Source organism: Sporosarcina sp. FSL K6-6792, from assembly GCF_038004885.1.
In the GTDB taxonomy this organism is placed as follows: Bacteria; Bacillota; Bacilli; order Bacillales_A; family Planococcaceae; genus Sporosarcina; species Sporosarcina psychrophila.
Window position 1 is genome coordinate 1,546,216 of the sequence record NZ_JBBOSA010000001.1, and the last position, 17,262, is coordinate 1,563,477.

Sequence of the window (17,262 nt, forward strand, 5' to 3'; positions counted from 1 at the left end):
ACTAATTAAACAAATTCCAAAATACTCCTCTTTTGAATTAGACATTAATTTTTCAGGAAGGTTTCAAAACCCTTGTTACACCAACCTGCCCCGTTAGCCATAGGATATTACGGCTGGGAGAGGAAGGTCGATCGACTATGGTGCCATTGAGCCCATCCGTTTGTCTGACTCCAACGACCACGGTGCATCACAGACTGTCGCACTCTTTACGAGTAGCACTCAGAGGGGAGATTAATCCTACTCTGGTTATTGCACCAGCCTGCCTTTATTTTATGAAGAATGGAGTTGGTTCTTGATTTACCTGTCCATTCAATAATATCCTTCTCAAGGCTCAGTCTTTTTTTAAAAAAACTTTTTCTGAGCTTTTTTTGTTATGCAGTTTTATAGATTTTGAGCGTTTTTTAATTTTCATGGGAGTTCAATAAACATTTTTTAAAGAAGAGAAGCAATAATCCCTCCAATGCCTGCGATAGTCACCAGAATACCTCCAAAACGTGTGGACCAATTGTAAAAATCTGATGGTTCCGTACTATCGTTTGATTTCCAACTCTCAGCAATTAACCATAGAATTGACGGTTTCACAATCATTGTAACACCAGCAATTATTAGAAAAATACCTTGTAAAACCATTTTAGAGTTCCCCCTATTTATCTGTTTCCCTATTAAGTAATACGATTTCACCGTTTAAAAGTGTCAATAATTATTGAATTAACCTGCCCCTTTAGTTGAATAAGGTCAACAAATTAATTTCGTTAAATTTGACCGACGATTGCATAAAGAAATGCAATAAATAAAGCACCTAATGAAATGGAAAGTAACGAGATATACTTCATAAACCCTTTTTCTTTCTTAAAGAAAGCACAGATACCAAGTACTATGCCTGTTAGATAGATACCAAAGCCAATGAATATTCCCCACCAACCCAAAATATCAATATTAATTGGTGGGAATGCCATATATGCAACAAAAATTCCAACAAAAATTAATACAATGGAAAATTTACTAAGCTTTTTTTCCATGTTTTCATCCCCCTTCTATTCTATCTATTTCTCCATGCGATTTAGATACCCCTTGTTCAACTAACCTGCGCCTTTAGTTCAATAAGAAAAGCTGTCATGAAAGGCAGGAAGCGTATTTGATCTATTTTAATAGATCAAATAAGGGTAATAATGGATTGCCAAATAAAGGGGTAATAACAAACATAGTTATCAACATTGCAATAACGAATATTCCGAGCCGTTTTTTTTGCTCATATATTATTTCACTTCCTTTTCAATCTAATATTACAGTAATTATCCAGTTTTTCGAGATTAATCAGCATAACATCGAATCAATCGATGAACGGGCTTGTATAGGTCATGCACACTAGGTTGACATAACGCCAGTTTACGGAAGTAGTTACCTTTATTACTCAATAAAAAAACGGCCCTGTAAAGGCAGCCTTTTCTTCAACTAAACCAGCTAATAGGATGTCAATATTTTTCTCTAAAATAATTATTAACCCTATGTTATACTATTTTGAGCATGCCAAACAGCCCTCCAAAAACCTTTTGGAAGATTTTCTCTCTCATTATTAAAACTGTTAATTAAGCTATATCAAGGAAAGATTCTTTTCTGTTTAATAATGCATAAATCCAATGAAGTAATTTATTAATACAGGCTACGATCGCTACTTTGGCAGGCTTTCCTTCTGACTTTTTCTTATCATAGAATTCTTTAAGCTTTTTGTTCCTTGAACTTCTTATTCCACATAATACTGCTAGATACAAGGCGTGACGCAGTCTGCTTGAACCTCTTTTAGTAATACGGTTGGTTGTTGCTGTAAACTTTCCTGATGAGTAAACTCTGGGATCTACTCCTGCAAAGGCAACCAGTTTTTTCGGATGACTAAACCGATCGATTTCACCAATTTCGGAGATAATCGTTGCAGCGATTTTTTCTCCTATTCCAGGAATCGATTGGACAATCTTGTAGTCTTCTAGCTCATTTGCCAAGGTCACAATACGATTCTCTAAAATTAAAAGGTGTCCTTGGTACTGAAAAAGCATCTCAATATACATTTGAAGATTGATTAAGTGACTTTGATACACGACTTTTTGAAATGGATTTCGCATTGCGGCATCCATTATTTTTTTTACCTTTTCTCTTGCCCATTGGACAGAACGACTAGGGCAGAACTCTGCAACACGCACGGCTATTTTACTTTCCCCAGCTGATAAGACGGCTTCTGAAGTCGGAAATTCCTCTAACATCAATAAAGAAACCTTTGAATATAGATCACCAAAAACCTTCCGATATTCAGGAAATACTTGATCTAAAATAGTATGAAACTGAAGTTTTGCTTCTACATACATATTCGTAACGATCTCCTGTTGTCTTGAAAGATTTCGAAGGTCTAAAAGCTGAAGCCCTCTGTTTTTATGGGGTTCAAAATCTTCTTTGTAATAAAGCACACACAACTGATACGCATCGATTGCGTCCATTTTCACCTTTCTTAAACTGGACTTCTTTGTCTGATAAGAAATTATAGGGTTAAGCAAGATATATAGAACATCATGTTCCTCCATGAATTGAACAACGGGGGTATGATAATGACCAGTGGATTCTAGAATGACCATAGGCATTTGTCCTGTCATCTTTTCTATCTCTTTTAAAAATCCAATAAAGCGATGTAATTCCTCTCTGGTATGCTTCACAGAAAAGCTCTTTCCAAACGGTTTTGATTTATCTAAGAATGCCTGAACTTGGCTTTCTCCTTTTGCCACATCCAGGCCAACTACTGGATTCATTTTTATTCCTCCTCTAATTTCTACTTGCCAGTACCCCTAATCCTTCTTGTAGTGTCATAGCTTCGCTTGTTATACGAGATCTACGTCCCAACCAGCCTCAAACATGTTTCTACAAGTAGGGGGTGGACAGTTTACTTGACGGGATCAATGCCCCACGCACCCGTACGTCCTACCCTGGCTACTGATATATTAAATCCAATTAAAAAAAGGTCAACCAGTAAAAACTGGTTAACCTTATAATACGAAGCACCCGTTAGTTTGAAATCTACTAATGCTAAAACGTGACGTTATCCTTTTATATTTACATATTTAACAAGCAAAAACAAAATTATTATAATAAGAACTAATGAAAAGATAATACCCAGTATACTATCTTTACCAAATATAGAATTTAGCACAACATCAAAGGATGGAACACCTAACGCATAAAGTAAAGGTAATATAAAAAGAGTCACTGCTACCCCTGCAATAAATGCAATAACATAGTTTTTCTTTTTCATTAAAACTCCTCCTTGAATAGAATTCCTTCTTCAACTAAACTGCCCCGTTAGCCATACATGTAGCGCAAAATCAGCGCTACACCACAGAGGATGAAAATGTGTACAGAACGGGTATTGGATACTACGGCTGGCGAAGAAGGTCGATGAACTATGATGCCATAGAGCCCATCCGTTAGTCTGACTCCAACGACCACGGTGCATCACAGACTGTCGCACCCAATACGGGTAGCACTTATGGGAGATTAATCCTACTCTGGTTACTGCACCAGCCTGCCTTTATTCTAGGAAGAATGGAGTTGGTTCTTGATTAACTTTCAACTTAATATAATCATTTTGAAGGCTCAGCCTTTTTTAAAAAAAACCATTTCTGAGTCTTTTTTGTTATGCTCTTTTATAGTTTTTGAGCGTTTTTTAATTTTCATGGGAGTGCAACATCTTATTTGTTGGAAAATATATATAAAAAGATATTAAGTAAGTAAAGGTTTTATATTTAATAAACCCATATCAACTGATGTCTCTATATAACCAACTATCTGATTAAACGTAAAAACATCAAGTTTTTCATTTATAACTTCCTTATCATATTCCATATCGCCTAAAATATAAGGAATGAATTTTTTAACCTCTTCAGACTTAACCTCTTCCAAATCTAAGATTAGAGGAAATTTATTAAGCGTTTTTCTTAATTCATCGGTAAAACCATAGTACTCTAATAATTTCCCATTTAGTAATCGGAAATCATTATGATATAAATTAAGTATTTTTTTATTTTCTTCCATCCTGTTTTTCAACCAAGGAAGATAAAAACCTTTTAGCCAAATATCATCAGCAATTAAATGTGTAAAATATCCTAAAATATAAAGATTTTCTACTTGTGAACTATATTTATGCAAAAACCCTTTATAATCAACGCTTCTTGAATAATCTTGTACTTCACCTTTAAAGAAATGTGATAAGTCTTTAGTGGAAACAGCATCTGCTGCAATGCCTCCAAGTAAAAATGAAGTTCTATCTTCTATCAATAGACTCTCTGCAATTCTATTAGCAATTACCAAGTGCATTATTCTTGAACCCAACACTCACTCACCCTTTAAGTATGATTTTTTTACTTTAATATATATCTTCTATAAATTCTGGAGAATTCCTTGCTCAACTAACCTGCCCCGTTAGCCACACATGTAGCGCAAAATCAGCGCTACACCACAGAGGATGAAAATGTATGCAGAACGGGTATTGGATACTACGGCTGGCGAAGAAGGTCGATGAACTATGGTGCCATAGAGCCTATCCGTTAGTCTGACTCCAACGACCACGGTGCATCACAGACTGTCGCACCCAATACGGGTAGCACTTATGGGAGATTAATCCTACTTTGGTTATTGCACCAGCCTGCCTTTATTCTAGGAAGAATGGAGATGGTTACTGATTAACTTTCAACTCACTATAATCATTTTGAAGACTCAGCGTTTTTTAATTTTCATTGGAGTTTAAATACCTTCATTTACAAGTCATCATAAGTAAATCCCGTTACTGAGGAATTGCCATACTTGATTACATCTAGCACCTGGTCAAGCAATCCCGTTCTAGCTTGCCAAACACGTAGTCTTGCATCACTACAAAAAATATACCATTACAATTTCCACACCAAAATATCATTCCAATTTTTTCTATAAATTCAGTTTACACTCAACTACTTCAATAAGTAAGTCCTTTTCAATGAAACACCCCTTTAGATAAACATCTAAAGGGGTAAAACGTCGCATCTTTTTTTAAAACATCGCGGCTTTATTTTCAATCCACAGCGGCATCGTAACATAGATTTATGTTACGATGCCGCTAAAGCAGATTCTACTTTAGAGGACATTTAGTATGGATTTTTTCATACGACACTTAATGATTTGTTTATTGATAACATTATTAAATCCATCTACCTACAATCGGATAATTGTACTTTTCGTCATTCAGTGCTTTTACAATTGCTATGATCGGCACAATCAACCACATTAACCCAAATCCAATTAGCAATGGAATCCCGATAATTACAATAATAAGTATCGTAGAAACAACAATCAGTGCTCCCATGACCAGTTGGAATAAGATTGCTTGTATCGCCATCCTTTTGACCTCTAAATCATCAATAACTAGATAAATGATGAACGGTACCAAAAATGGCATAAAGAAAGCACTGGCATGAATTAACACTTTTAATCCTTTATTCTCCATATAATAATCCTCCCAATCTTTTTCAAGTATTTTATTATACGAATAATCGGGATAGAAAATTCATTTATTTCAGCTGAAGCTTGTCGTACAATTCATTGATTTTATCCATATCCACTTTTTCATGCACTTCATCTGACACACTATATTTTTCTTTTAGCGTTAAAATCCGCTTTATACTCTCATTAAGCCGCTCTTCTGTGATTTCCCCTGTTTCAATAGCCTTAATGAACGCATTGAAAGTATTTAGTTGAACTTCATAATCGCAAACTACAAGTAGCAGATCACTTCCCGCGATGAAGGACTGAACTGCCGCTTCTGGGATTATATAGTCATTCGCAATCGCCCCCATCGTCAGATCATCCGTTATGATGACACCTTCAAATTTCATTTCGTTGCGAAGTAATCCCGTGATAATAGCTTTAGACATTGAGGATGGATAATCAGGGTCAAGTGCTGGAAATAAAATATGAGCGACCATTACAGCATCGGCACCTTCTTCAATTGCCTTTTGAAATGGAACTAGCTCTACGTTACGAAGTGCTTCCAAAGTTGTTTCCACTTTTGGCAACGCCTTATGTGAATCAACAACCGTATCGCCGTGTCCCGGAAAATGTTTAACGACAGGAATAATGCCATTGTCCATCATTCCATGCATCGTCGATATGCCTAGCTTAGCGACTTGATAGGGATCCGATCCGAATGAGCGATTCCCGATAACTGGATTTCTTGGGTTACTATTAACATCCAATACAGGAGCAAAATTCATGTTATAACCGAATTCGTTAAGCACTCCAGCTAAATAGGTGCCTGCGCGGTAACTCACCGATTCATCATTGAGTTTACCAATTTGCGCACTCGTGGGCAGTTTAGGGATGCCGACGGGCAGTCTGGAAACACGTCCTCCTTCTTCATCGACAGAAAGGAATAGTGGGGTTTTATTAAGTTCATTTGCTTTTTTTATTCCATTAATCAGCTGTAGTATTTCATTTGTTGTCGCTACATTTCTTCCCATAATAATAACCCCACCAACATGATAATTACGGATGAGGTTATCCATCTCACTAGAAAACGAGGTCCCTTCCACGCCAATCACTAGTAATTGCCCGACCTTTTCTTCCAATGTCATTTGGTCAATCGTTTCTTCTACCTTTGATAAAACAATCTCCTCCTTTTTGGGAGGTTCAGTAGTCGGTGAGTTTGTTACATCTGTTTCTATGTCCTTATTTTTTTGTGTAAATTGAGAACATCCCGACATTAATAAAGTACAACAAGCGACGAGAAAAATGAACTTATAATTACGATTCACTGTCACTCCCCTTTTCTTATTGCTTCATTTCCACCGATCAATCGCAGCTTCAATATTACTAAGCGACACTGATCCCTTCTGCATAGGGGGTGGGCAAGATTTATTGTATTCAGCTATTTTCTCGTTTGCTTTTTCTATCCGTAATTCCAACTCTGTTGCAGCATCTGCACGTTGAATAGCTGTAATTGCGATTAATTCATCGCGAATTTCATGCTGTAGATTTAACCAATGTGGTTTATATCCGGCATCTTTAGCGATTCGCTGAAAATGCTGGAACGTATCACCCGAAAAGTACTCTTGTGATAACGGTTTCCCATGGCCCGCTAAATTATCCATGCCGCCTTTTTTGGTATATTCTTTTAAAATATCCCCGATTAGATCGTTGTATGGTGGGTTTAATTTATCGTTGCTCATACCCATTCACTCCCCCTCCTTTATATTTTTATAATTTCATTTTTTCCAGATGTATAATCCAGTTTCATTTGTTCCAATTCGATTTTCATCTTTTCAGTTTCCATGATAAAGTTTTGCTGTTTTAGTTTTTCTAGTTCAATCTCATCCCTCATGAATTCCCCTTTAATTTTCACGATTCTTCTTTGATGATCCGTAATAATAGCAATGATTGGCACACTCATCACAAGCCCAACAATAATAACTCCCTCTAGCATTTCAATCGCCCCTTAGTCATGTAATTAATTCAATTGTACATTATTGCAATTGTCTGTCATACAATTTCAATTCATTTTGTTTAACTTTCATAGGCTACGATGCGAATAGTTGGGTATACTTCCATAATACATTGCAGGAAATGGGGTTATCCAATTGAAGTTCACACTTGAGGAAGCCGTTAAAAATTATGCACTCCCGTTTCAATCTGATGCGGATCTTTCAACAATAATCGAAGCCATAGGTGATGCAAAAATCGTCTTATTAGGAGAAGCAAGCCATGGGACATCAGAATTCTACACAGTCCGGGCTAAGCTGTCCAAAATGCTAATTGAACAGAAAGGGTTTTCAGCCATCGCGGTCGAAGGTGATTGGCCGTCCGCTCAGCATGTTAATCGCTATATAAAAGGATATAGCGAAAGTAAAGATGATGCACACGAAGTTTTGAAAGCTTTCGGCAGATGGCCGACGTGGATGTGGGCTAATGAAGAGGTTGCGGAGTTTACCGACTGGTTGAAAATGCATAATGACAAGAGGATTCCCGATCAAAAAACCGGATTTTACGGAATCGATATGTATAGCCTCTGGGAATCGATGGAGGAAATTATCCGTTACTTAACAGAATCCAATCCCGCGGGTGCCGATCTTGAACTAGCTAAAAAAGCGTTTTCCTGCTTCGAACCTTTCAACGGTATGCCAGACCATTATGCAATTTCCACAGCTCACTTTTCACAAGTCTGCATTGACGAAGTAAGTGATTTATTATCATCCATTCGCTCGCACAATAAACACTACAAAGACGATCAGGAAACCACTTTAAATTTAAAAGTGAATGCACTCGTAACTAAAAACGCCGAAAAATATTACCGTGCCATGCTCCAAGACAACGCACTTTCCTGGAATATTCGTGATGAACATATGGTTGAAGCGATTAATGAAGTAATGAATCATTATGGAGAAAATGCAAAGATCATCGTTTGGGAACATAATACGCATATTGGAGACGCCCGTGCAACAACAATGCAGGAGGACGGAATGCTCAACGTCGGTCAATTACTGCGAGAACAATTTATGAAAGAAGATGTCTATGCAGTAGGATTCGGAACGCATCGGGGCACCGTCATCGCAGCTGAACAATGGGGAGTACCTTTCGAGATAATAGAAGTCCCTCCCGCTCGTCAACATTCATGGGAAGATTTAGTACACAAGTCTGGCGCTTTCAATAAACTATTCGTTTTCAATGAAGATAACCGACACTATTTCACCAGCTGGATTGGCCATAGAGCAATTGGGGTCGTCTACAACCCTGAATACGAGAAATTTGGTAACTATGTACCAACTCAAATCGGAAATCGATATGATGCTTTTATATTTATTGATCAAACAAAAGCACTGAAACCGCTGAATCTAGGGGTAACGGTTACTGATATATGACATTATGATAGCGGAAGAATAAAAATCGTGGTTGATGAATTAATCACGATTTTTATTTCCATTTTAATAGTGTAGTTGCTGGACCCAATTTAATTAGTTTTCTCCTTGATTGTTTTCAACAATATCTTTAAATATAGCTATTTTATTGTTCCAAAACTGTTCGTAGAAAGTAAGCGGTGTTTGCAATTTCCGCAGTGGTTCTCCAAACGATATACATTTTCACGTCCCATTTTTCGTGCAACAACGAGTTCGGTTGCATATCATCTATTATTTTATAATTCATTAAAAAAGCTGACTGCACATAGCAATCAGCTTTTCACATTTATTTACTTCATTACTTATTCGCAAACGTTGCTGGCATGACAACAGCAACGACTTCTCCTGTTGCAACAACTGTGTCATCTGCAAATACTTCAACAGATACCTTAAACTTCTTCGGATGAATTTCTTCCACTTTTCCAACCGCTTTTAACAAAGTACCTTGTTTAGTTGGTTTCATATAATTCACGTTTAATGACGCTGTGACGAAACGTGGAGGTTCTTCTCCACTGCCTGGCTCATGCCCGTTTTTTCGGTGCAATGCAAGTGCGGCCGAACCAGTCCCATGACAATCGACAAATGATGCGATTAGACCGCCATAAACAAATCCTGGAATCGCAATATGCTTCGGTGACGGTTCATAATAGGTTACAGTTTCTTCCCCTTGCCACCCCGTTCGGAAATGGTAACCATCTTCATTTAAGCGCCCACAACCAAAACACCAAGCGAAATCTTCCGGATAGTCATCTTGAATTGCATGTACTACTTCGTTAGTCATATCCCTTTTCCCCCATTCCACATTCCTACGTCATCATTATAACATTTCGACAATCTATTCATCCTCTAAAATATCTTTCAGAAACTTTTCACGATGATCCAAGAAGTATTTTGTGATCTGATAGTGCTCTGTCATTTCATATTCGGTTTCCGTTATTTCTCCATCATCAAAACTCAAGATCGTCGCATCAGGATAGCCTAAAATTATGGGCGAATGCGTTGCAATGATGAACTGGCAATTTTCTTCCCGGACAAGATCATGCATAATACGCAGAAACGACAGCTGCCTTTGCGGTGATAATGCGGCTTCCGGCTCATCGAGTAAGTAAATCGCCTTTCCATTGAATCGATTTAGAAATAGTGACAGAAATGATTCACCATGAGACTGATGATGTAGTGATTTTCCTCCGTAAGCATGATAGGTCCCATAGGGTTCTTTTGCCATTTCATCAACGTGTGAAGCAAAATGATAAAAAGATTCAGCCCGTAAAAAGAATCCGTTCGTCACTTTCGGCATCCATGACAAGCGAAGATAATCACTCAATGCACTTTCAGACGCATCTACTGCATATGTATTGTTTCTACCACCACCCGCCGAATTAAACCCGCATAAATCCGCAACTCCCTCAAGTAATGTCGATTTCCCTGAACCATTTTCCCCAACAAAAAATGTAACACTATTCGTTAAATCCAACTCCGTGAGCGACTGAATTGAGGGTATAGAAAATGGATACTCCTCCTTTGAAAGCGACTCTTTATGAAGAAGCGTTATTTTTTTCAAAAACATGTGATTATAACCCCTTTCTACAAATTTCCCCGTGTGATTCTGCATAGGTTATTAATGTACAAGCATGATCCCGTACATCTTCATCCGCGTATACTAAAGAAATGAATTACAGGAGGAATAGAACATGAAAATAAGAGCACTATTATCGATTGGCATTATGATTATAGGCACATATGCAATGACTCAACTTTTCCTAGGCTACGACAAGAAAGAGGTTACGAAGGTTCTTGGCACCACGGAATCTCAGTTTAGTGTAATGACCTTTTCGGAACCATCCCTTTCAGGTTCCTCCCCCAAAATTTGGAATATCAGCGATGAATCTGAAATTGAAAGCTTACTTGAATTCCTTCAAGATTATCATGTCCGAAAATTAAAACCTGAAAAAATTAATAAGGTTGATGATATCAATCAGTTCATTATTAATTTAACAGATAGTAACGGAGACAACTTTAGCATTATTGTAAATGAAGATCTAATCATCCAAAACTCTTCACTCTATTACGAAGTAGTTGACGGTCCACTAGATGTGGATTGGATTGTTCATTTTCTCATCAGCAATAAAATTTAACCTATCCAATACAGGGGGCAAGATAGTCATTCTATTCTTGTCCTTTTTAAAAAGACAATAAAATATAAGTTTTCACCTTGAGCATTGTTTAGACTCAAGCCCTTTTCTTATGCGTTTATTTAAGTGGATCAATCAAAAAAATAGCTATAATTAATATGAACAAAAGAAATATGGTATAGATTTGTAGAATCCATTGTTTTGAAGGTTGATTGAATTTCCAATCCATAAATCCTCTTACCATAGATACTAAAATCAGATAAGGTCCTAAAAAATAAACAAAGTTAAAATTTTCATACTTTGTAGCTAGAGTCACGGAGCCCATGATAGAACCAATAACAAAACCAATCATCAGGATTGCCAACGCGAAAAATTGAAGACTTTTTGCGCGATCATCCATAGTATTTGTCTTCTTTGTTATATGCAGCTTTCTTTTCAGAAATCGCTCTCCCAGCCACACTGCGATAATTAACACAATACCAATGATAATTAGTTCTTTCACTTTTCCTTGCACCCCAATCTTGAAATGAACTATATAGTGAACAAAAGATACGAAGGCACCTAACTCCATAGCGAAATCAATTAGTTTCATTATTTCAACATATATAGACTGATACTCTTAACTAATTTGTTGTTCCATATTTATACTTACGTCTATATCCCTTAGAAGTTTCACATTTCGTATATACTTATGGGAAGAGTATTTTAAAGGAGCTAACTAACATGGAATTTAAAAGCATCGATGAACAAGTCATTCAAAAATATCAACAAGATGAGCAGCTAATGATTCGGTTGTTTGTACAATGGTGTGCTAATAATGAAGTGAACCCGCATGAGTTATATAGCCGTGCATACCCAGACCAACAAGAAAATGAGACGATGAAGAAAATAGTTGAGGAAGCTAAATTTGAAGAAGAAATCGACATTGATGACGAAACAATGCTGGATGTCCTACAACTTTTCGGCAATGATGATCTTGCTTTTATCCTAACAGATGAAATCGAACGTCTTTCAAAAAAGCAAAAATAACACATACTATCTGAAAGTTGTCAAAAAAGGGATTTGTTTTTTTACTTTTACCCTATTCTACTATATACTATTATTTAGTTCGACATCCGTAATAAAAGGGAGAGATTAGATTGGTAAAGAGTATGCCGCTGCGTTCAGAAGTAAAGACAGAAGAAACATGGAATCTGCAAGACCTCTTCAAAACAGAAGAGGAATATGATGCTGCGATAATTGACTTGGTAAAAGAAGTCGATGCATTTGCCGAAAAATTCAATGGCAACATTAAAGATGCTAAATCTGTAATAGAGGCATTGGAAGGCTTTGCGGCTGTTTATGAAAAAGTGGTTCCTGTTGGCACGTATACGAGTTTGTCATCAAGTACAGACCAAACGGATGACGAAGCGCAAATGCGCTCAAGCAAGTTTGGTTCCACTGCCGCGAAAATAAACAGCAAACTATCATTCGTCAACAGTCAACTTTCTGAATTACCCATTGATGTTTTGGAAGATGCAATGAAACAGTCAGGTGATTTTAAAAATTACTTGGAGAAATTGATTCGCAAAAAAGAGTACCAATTGCATCCTGAAGTTGAGAAAACTTTAGCTGCCTTCTCTTCCACATTCGCCGGGCCATATGGCTTGTATAACACGACAAAAATGGTGGATATGGCATTTGATGATTTCGAAGTCGCCGGGAAAAGTTATCCGTTAAGCTATGTGTCCTTCGAAGGTGACTGGGAGGGCGAAACGGATACCGCCAAACGCCGTGCTGCATTCGAAGCATTCTCAGCTAAGTTAAAAGACTATCAACATACAACTGCAAAAACATATGACATGCATTTACAAACGGAAAAAACAACAGCTGACCTAAGAGGATATAATTCGATTTTCGATTACTTACTGTTCACTCAAGAAGTCGATAAGTCCATGTATGACCGTCAAATTGATTTAATCACAAAAGAACTTGCACCGCATATGCGAAAGTACGCGAAACTTCTGCAAAAAGTCCATGGACTTGATAAAATGACGTTTGCCGACTTGAAAATCTCGCTTGATCCAACGTACGAACCAAAAATCACCGTAGATGAATCGAAGAAATATATTGATGATGCCCTTGCTATAATGGGTACTGATTACATGGAGATGGTGGATCGTTCATACAAAGAACGTTGGATTGATTTCGCTCAAAACAAAGGTAAATCAACAGGAGCATTCTGTTCCAGCCCTTATGGCAACCATCCATATATCCTTATTTCATGGACAGGTAGTATGAATGATGTATTCGTCTTAGCTCATGAATTAGGGCATGCGGGTCATTTCTACAATGCAAATCGAGAGCAAAACGTATTCAATGCACGCCCATCACTATATTTCATCGAAGCACCTTCGACGATGAATGAAATGCTCGTGGCTAACCACCTATTAGAAAACTCAAATGATCCGAAATTCAAGCGTTGGGTCATTTCATCAATCGTTGCACGTACGTACTACCATAACTTTGTAACGCACTTACTAGAAGCTGCCTACCAACGAAAAGTCTATGAACGCATTGACGCAGGCGGAAGTGTCAACGCCGGTGTATTGAACAACTTGAAACGCGGCGTGCTTGAAGAGTTCTGGGGAGATGATGTGGAGATTAATGAAGGCGCGGAACTTACATGGATGCGTCAGCCACACTACTACATGGGCTTGTATCCATACACATACAGTGCTGGACTCACTATCTCCACACAGGTATCTAAACGTGTCCTTGAAGAAGGTCAGCCTGCTGTCGATGAATGGCTCGAAGTATTGAAAGCTGGCGGCACAAAATCCCCTGCTGAACTGTCAAAAATGGCAGGTGTCGATATTACAACTGAAAAACCATTGCGTGACACAATTGCTTATATCGGCGATTTGATTGATCAGCTAGTTGTGTTGACGGAAGAAATTGAGGCAAACGAAACGGCTAACGTTTCACAATAAAACAAAAGCGCAAGCGCCTGTTCAGAGGCGCTGGAGTCTAGACGTGAAATATCAGCTTTCGCAGGTTATCCACTGTACAAGATTTTATAATTTCCTAGGCAGAAAGAACAAAAAAGCTGACGAAACCGTAATGGTCTCGTCAGCTTTTTGACGTTGCTAATTAGATTTTACTTCATCCACGCTGGTTTACCAAAGCCTTCAAAATCTGAATCAATTACTTTTTCAAATTCTGCTGATTCTACTATTTCAATAATATCTTTAGCAAATTGCTTATCAATGTTTTCTGTTTTTACAGCAACTACGTTTCTGTATATATCAAGCATGTCCTCAAGTGCTAGTGCATCTAATAAATTCATACTTGCAGCCAACGCAAAGTTTCCAGGAACTGCCGCTAAATCAGTACCGTCAACTGAACGTGGAAGCTGACCCGCTTCGATTGGCTGAAACACCAAGTTCTTCTTATTCACTGTTACATCTTTTTCAGATACTTTTAGCACTTCTGCATTTGGATCTAATTCAATTAGACCTTCATCCTGTAACACTAAAAGGGCGCGGGCTCCATTAACTGGATCGTTTGGAATGGTAACTTTTGCTCCATCTTCAATAGCTTCAATTGTCTTGAATTTATTCGAATAAATGCCCATTGGAGCTGTTGGTACGATAATAAGTGGTGATAATTCAGCTTCCGTTTCTTTAACGACATTTTCTAAATAAGTCGTGTTTTGGAACAGGTTTGCATCAATATCGCCACTTGCCAGTGCATTGTTCGGCTGGATATAATCACTAAACTCAATTAGTTCAACTTTATATCCCTTTTCTTCAAGTCCAGGAATAATCGCCTTTTTCAACATATCACTATATGGTCCAGCGGTTGCACCAATTTTCACAGATTTGTCATCCGAAGCTTTTTCTTTGCCACCACAAGCAGCTAGTGCGGTTCCAACTATAAGTACTAATACAACTAATAGAAACTTTTTCATAATTTTCTCTCTCCCCATCATCGTTTATCAATTACTTTTGAAATCCGATCTCCTGCAAATTGAATTACTTGTACAAATAGTATTAATATCACCACGGTCACTACCATTATTGTATTGTCGTAACGATAGTAGCCGAATCGAATTGCTAAATCCCCGATTCCGCCACCACCAACAACACCAGCCATTGCTGAATAGGCGACTAAACTAATTACAGTAAGTGTCACGCCTTGAATAATACTTGTTTTTGCTTCAGGCAATAGTACATCTTTGATAATCATCCACGGAGTTGCACCAACAGCGATTGCAGCTTCGATAACACCTTTATCAATCTCCCTTAGTGAAGTCTCCACAATTCTTGCGAAAAAAGGAATTGCTGCCGCAGATAATGAAACACTAGCAGCCCCAGGGCCAATCGGAGTACCTACTATTAAAATCGTTAAAGGGATTAACGCGACGAGTAAAATAATAAACGGCACAGAACGGACCATATTGACGATAAAGCCAATAACTGAGTTCAATGCCCGATTTTCTAAAAATAATCCTTTATCGGTAGTGAACAGCAAAATCCCTAGCGGAAGCCCAATAACAAGTGCAATAACGAGAGAAATACTTATCATATAAAGTGTTTCACCAAATGCTTTTGTAATATCAGGCATTAACTCTATAACGTGTTGTAAATCAATTCCCATTGTCAATTACCTCCACTTGAGCAGCTCGTGATGACATATAGGCAATTGCCTTTTCTATTTCGTCATCCTCGCCTTTTAGTTCCATCAGGAAAGTACCGAGTGGCCTTTCTTGAATATATTCAATGGAGCCGTGTAGGAAATTACCTTGTATAGTAAATTTCTGCACAGTATCTGAGATAATTCCATCGCCTGCAACATCACCTTTAAACATGACCTTGACCAGTTTGCCCGTACACTTGCTCAAAATCATTTCCGGTACATCAAATGACACAACACTACTGATAAATTCCTTTGTCAATTCTTCTTGTGGATTTGAAAATATATCATATACTTGTCCTTCTTCAATCACTTTTCCATCTTGCATAATTGCCATGCGATCACAAATTTCTTTCACGACATTCATCTCATGTGTTATTAGAACGATTGTAATCTTCAATTCTTTATTTATTTTCTTCAACAGCCTTAAAATAGATAGCGTCGTATTTGGATCTAATGCAGATGTTGCTTCATCACACAGTAACACTGAAGGATTATTCGCTAGTGCTCGGGCAATACCTACCCGCTGCTTCTGGCCACCACTCAGCTGCGCAGGATAAACATCCCGTTTATCAGAGAGGCCAACCATTTCTAGTAAGTCCGTTACCCGAGCGTTAATTTTATCGGCAGGCGTTTTGGCTGCCCGTAAAGCAAATGCTATATTTTCATATACTGTCTTTTGGCTGATTAAATAAAAGTGTTGAAAAATCATTCCTATTTTCAGACGTGCCTGACGGAGATTATTCCCCCGTAACTTCATCAAATTTAATCCATCTACTAAGATCGTTCCGCTCGTTGGTTTTTCCAACAAATTTAGACAACGGATAAGAGAACTCTTCCCTGCACCTGAGTAACCTACGATTCCGAAAATTTCTCCTGTGTTAATGTCGAGTGAGACATTATCAACACCAGTCACGATTCTCTCTTTTGTTTTGTATACTTTTGATACGTTTTGAATTTGAATCATGCAATTCTCCTCTTTCTATAAATAGAAGTACGAAATCTCAGATGTCTGACCATATAAAAATGCTTCTCTCATATATGAAAGAAGCACCGAAAATAAAAAGGTTTCAGCTCATCTTTCAGAATGAAATTCACTCTGTAGGAGTTAGCACCTTCCTTACATTACGCAAGGGGTTGCTGGACGTCATCGGGCCTATCCCTCAGTCTCTCTTGATAAGTACCATTATGTAATTATTTTGATTGATAAGTTTCATATTAGTATGTCTCAATAAGATTGTCAACATAATATGTTCTGATATATAACAATTTATTATCATTTTCATTTCATTCCATGTATACTGACAATAAGAAAAGCGGAAGGCGCCGTCTAGACGTGACAGGCATAAGTCGATCCAGGGGAAGGCAGTCTAAGAGCGCGACGTCCTGTCGCAACGACTGCATACCTGCTTCCTTGCAGGCACGACGTGGCGCTCTTTGGCCACATAGCTGGATTGCTTTCAAGGAACCTAGCCTAAGTACGCCGCGTCCTGCGGCAA

Annotated in this window: 19 protein-coding genes and 1 riboswitch; of the genes, 4 read left to right on the forward strand and 15 right to left on the reverse strand. The window is 37.9% G+C overall.

Annotated elements, in window-relative coordinates; all coding sequences use genetic code 11:
* Nucleotides 1-432: 432 nt before the first annotated feature.
* The 9 genes from MKZ26_RS07345 to MKZ26_RS07385 all read right to left on the reverse strand — a co-directional run bounded on the left by MKZ26_RS07345 (nt 433) and on the right by MKZ26_RS07385 (nt 7,486).
* The gene (locus tag MKZ26_RS07345) at nt 433-630 is read right to left on the reverse strand and encodes a DUF6199 family natural product biosynthesis protein (protein ID WP_340765417.1); all 198 of its coding nucleotides are present in this window, start codon (nt 628-630) and stop codon (nt 433-435) included.
* Between the two features lie 122 nt (nt 631-752).
* Nucleotides 753-1,019, reverse strand: coding sequence for a hypothetical protein (locus MKZ26_RS07350; protein WP_340765418.1), 267 nt, complete (start codon nt 1,017-1,019; stop codon nt 753-755).
* Nucleotides 1,020-1,586: 567 nt separating this feature from the next.
* Nucleotides 1,587-2,789 (reverse strand): IS110 family transposase, encoded by a 1,203-nt coding sequence (locus MKZ26_RS07355; protein WP_340765420.1) that lies wholly within the window; start codon nt 2,787-2,789, stop codon nt 1,587-1,589.
* A 287-nt stretch (nt 2,790-3,076) separates the two neighbouring features.
* Entirely contained in the window at nt 3,077-3,289 is a 213-nt protein-coding gene (locus MKZ26_RS07360) for a hypothetical protein (RefSeq protein WP_340765422.1), read from the reverse strand.
* 467 nt (nt 3,290-3,756) lie between these two features.
* Nucleotides 3,757-4,365 (reverse strand): hydrolase, encoded by a 609-nt coding sequence (locus MKZ26_RS07365; protein ID WP_340765424.1) that lies wholly within the window; start codon nt 4,363-4,365, stop codon nt 3,757-3,759.
* Nucleotides 4,366-5,206: 841 nt separating this feature from the next.
* Entirely contained in the window at nt 5,207-5,512 is a 306-nt protein-coding gene (locus MKZ26_RS07370) for a DUF4870 domain-containing protein (protein WP_067207281.1), read from the reverse strand.
* A gap of 64 nt (nt 5,513-5,576) precedes the next feature.
* The gene (gene nagZ / locus MKZ26_RS07375) at nt 5,577-6,818 is read right to left on the reverse strand and encodes a beta-N-acetylhexosaminidase (RefSeq protein ID WP_340765426.1); all 1,242 of its coding nucleotides are present in this window, start codon (nt 6,816-6,818) and stop codon (nt 5,577-5,579) included.
* Nucleotides 6,819-6,842: 24 nt separating this feature from the next.
* Nucleotides 6,843-7,238: a DnaJ family domain-containing protein gene (locus MKZ26_RS07380; RefSeq protein ID WP_340765427.1), complete on the reverse strand. Its 396-nt coding sequence runs from the start codon at nt 7,236-7,238 to the stop codon at nt 6,843-6,845.
* A 14-nt stretch (nt 7,239-7,252) separates the two neighbouring features.
* Nucleotides 7,253-7,486: a hypothetical protein gene (locus MKZ26_RS07385; protein WP_186669805.1), complete on the reverse strand. Its 234-nt coding sequence runs from the start codon at nt 7,484-7,486 to the stop codon at nt 7,253-7,255.
* A 154-nt stretch (nt 7,487-7,640) separates the two neighbouring features.
* Between MKZ26_RS07385 and MKZ26_RS07390 the strand changes: the two genes are divergently transcribed.
* A complete protein-coding gene (locus tag MKZ26_RS07390; RefSeq protein WP_340765429.1) occupies nt 7,641-8,918 on the forward strand; it encodes an erythromycin esterase family protein in 1,278 nt (425 codons plus the stop codon).
* Between the two features lie 334 nt (nt 8,919-9,252).
* Here MKZ26_RS07390 and MKZ26_RS07395 read toward each other — a convergent pair whose 3' ends face one another.
* Both MKZ26_RS07395 and MKZ26_RS07400 read right to left on the reverse strand, forming a co-directional pair.
* Nucleotides 9,253-9,735 (reverse strand): PaaI family thioesterase, encoded by a 483-nt coding sequence (locus MKZ26_RS07395; RefSeq protein WP_340765431.1) that lies wholly within the window; start codon nt 9,733-9,735, stop codon nt 9,253-9,255.
* 54 nt (nt 9,736-9,789) lie between these two features.
* Complete coding sequence (locus MKZ26_RS07400) at nt 9,790-10,521, reverse strand: AAA family ATPase (protein ID WP_340765433.1); 732 nt, start codon at nt 10,519-10,521, stop codon at nt 9,790-9,792.
* A gap of 124 nt (nt 10,522-10,645) precedes the next feature.
* On the opposite strand from MKZ26_RS07400, the gene MKZ26_RS07405 reads away from it, so the two are divergent.
* Complete coding sequence (locus tag MKZ26_RS07405; protein WP_067207247.1) at nt 10,646-11,089, forward strand: hypothetical protein; 444 nt, start codon at nt 10,646-10,648, stop codon at nt 11,087-11,089.
* A gap of 115 nt (nt 11,090-11,204) precedes the next feature.
* Here MKZ26_RS07405 and MKZ26_RS07410 read toward each other — a convergent pair whose 3' ends face one another.
* Nucleotides 11,205-11,588 carry a DUF4181 domain-containing protein gene (locus tag MKZ26_RS07410; protein WP_340765435.1) on the reverse strand — a complete coding sequence of 128 codons (384 nt, stop codon included), beginning with the start codon at nt 11,586-11,588 and terminating at the stop codon, nt 11,205-11,207.
* Nucleotides 11,589-11,809: 221 nt separating this feature from the next.
* On the opposite strand from MKZ26_RS07410, the gene MKZ26_RS07415 reads away from it, so the two are divergent.
* Entirely contained in the window at nt 11,810-12,115 is a 306-nt protein-coding gene (locus tag MKZ26_RS07415) for a hypothetical protein (RefSeq protein WP_340765437.1), read from the forward strand.
* 110 nt (nt 12,116-12,225) lie between these two features.
* Nucleotides 12,226-14,058, forward strand: a complete 1,833-nt coding sequence (gene pepF, locus MKZ26_RS07420) for an oligoendopeptidase F (protein WP_340765439.1) — start codon at nt 12,226-12,228, stop codon at nt 14,056-14,058.
* Nucleotides 14,059-14,225: 167 nt separating this feature from the next.
* On the opposite strand, the gene MKZ26_RS07425 is transcribed toward pepF, so the two are convergent.
* The 3 genes from MKZ26_RS07425 to MKZ26_RS07435 are packed head-to-tail and all read right to left on the reverse strand — an operon-like array spanning nt 14,226 to nt 16,730.
* Complete coding sequence (locus tag MKZ26_RS07425) at nt 14,226-15,038, reverse strand: MetQ/NlpA family ABC transporter substrate-binding protein (RefSeq protein WP_340765442.1); 813 nt, start codon at nt 15,036-15,038, stop codon at nt 14,226-14,228.
* A 17-nt stretch (nt 15,039-15,055) separates the two neighbouring features.
* The gene (locus MKZ26_RS07430; RefSeq protein ID WP_067207239.1) at nt 15,056-15,727 is read right to left on the reverse strand and encodes a methionine ABC transporter permease; all 672 of its coding nucleotides are present in this window, start codon (nt 15,725-15,727) and stop codon (nt 15,056-15,058) included.
* On the reverse strand, nt 15,717-16,730 hold the full coding sequence (locus tag MKZ26_RS07435) for a methionine ABC transporter ATP-binding protein (protein WP_340765444.1): 1,014 nt from the start codon (nt 16,728-16,730) through the stop codon (nt 15,717-15,719). Before MKZ26_RS07435 ends, MKZ26_RS07430 begins: the two co-directional genes overlap by 11 nt.
* Before the next feature lie 105 nt (nt 16,731-16,835).
* A riboswitch (SAM riboswitch) is annotated at nt 16,836-16,946 on the reverse strand.
* Between the last annotated feature and the right edge of the window lie 316 nt (nt 16,947-17,262).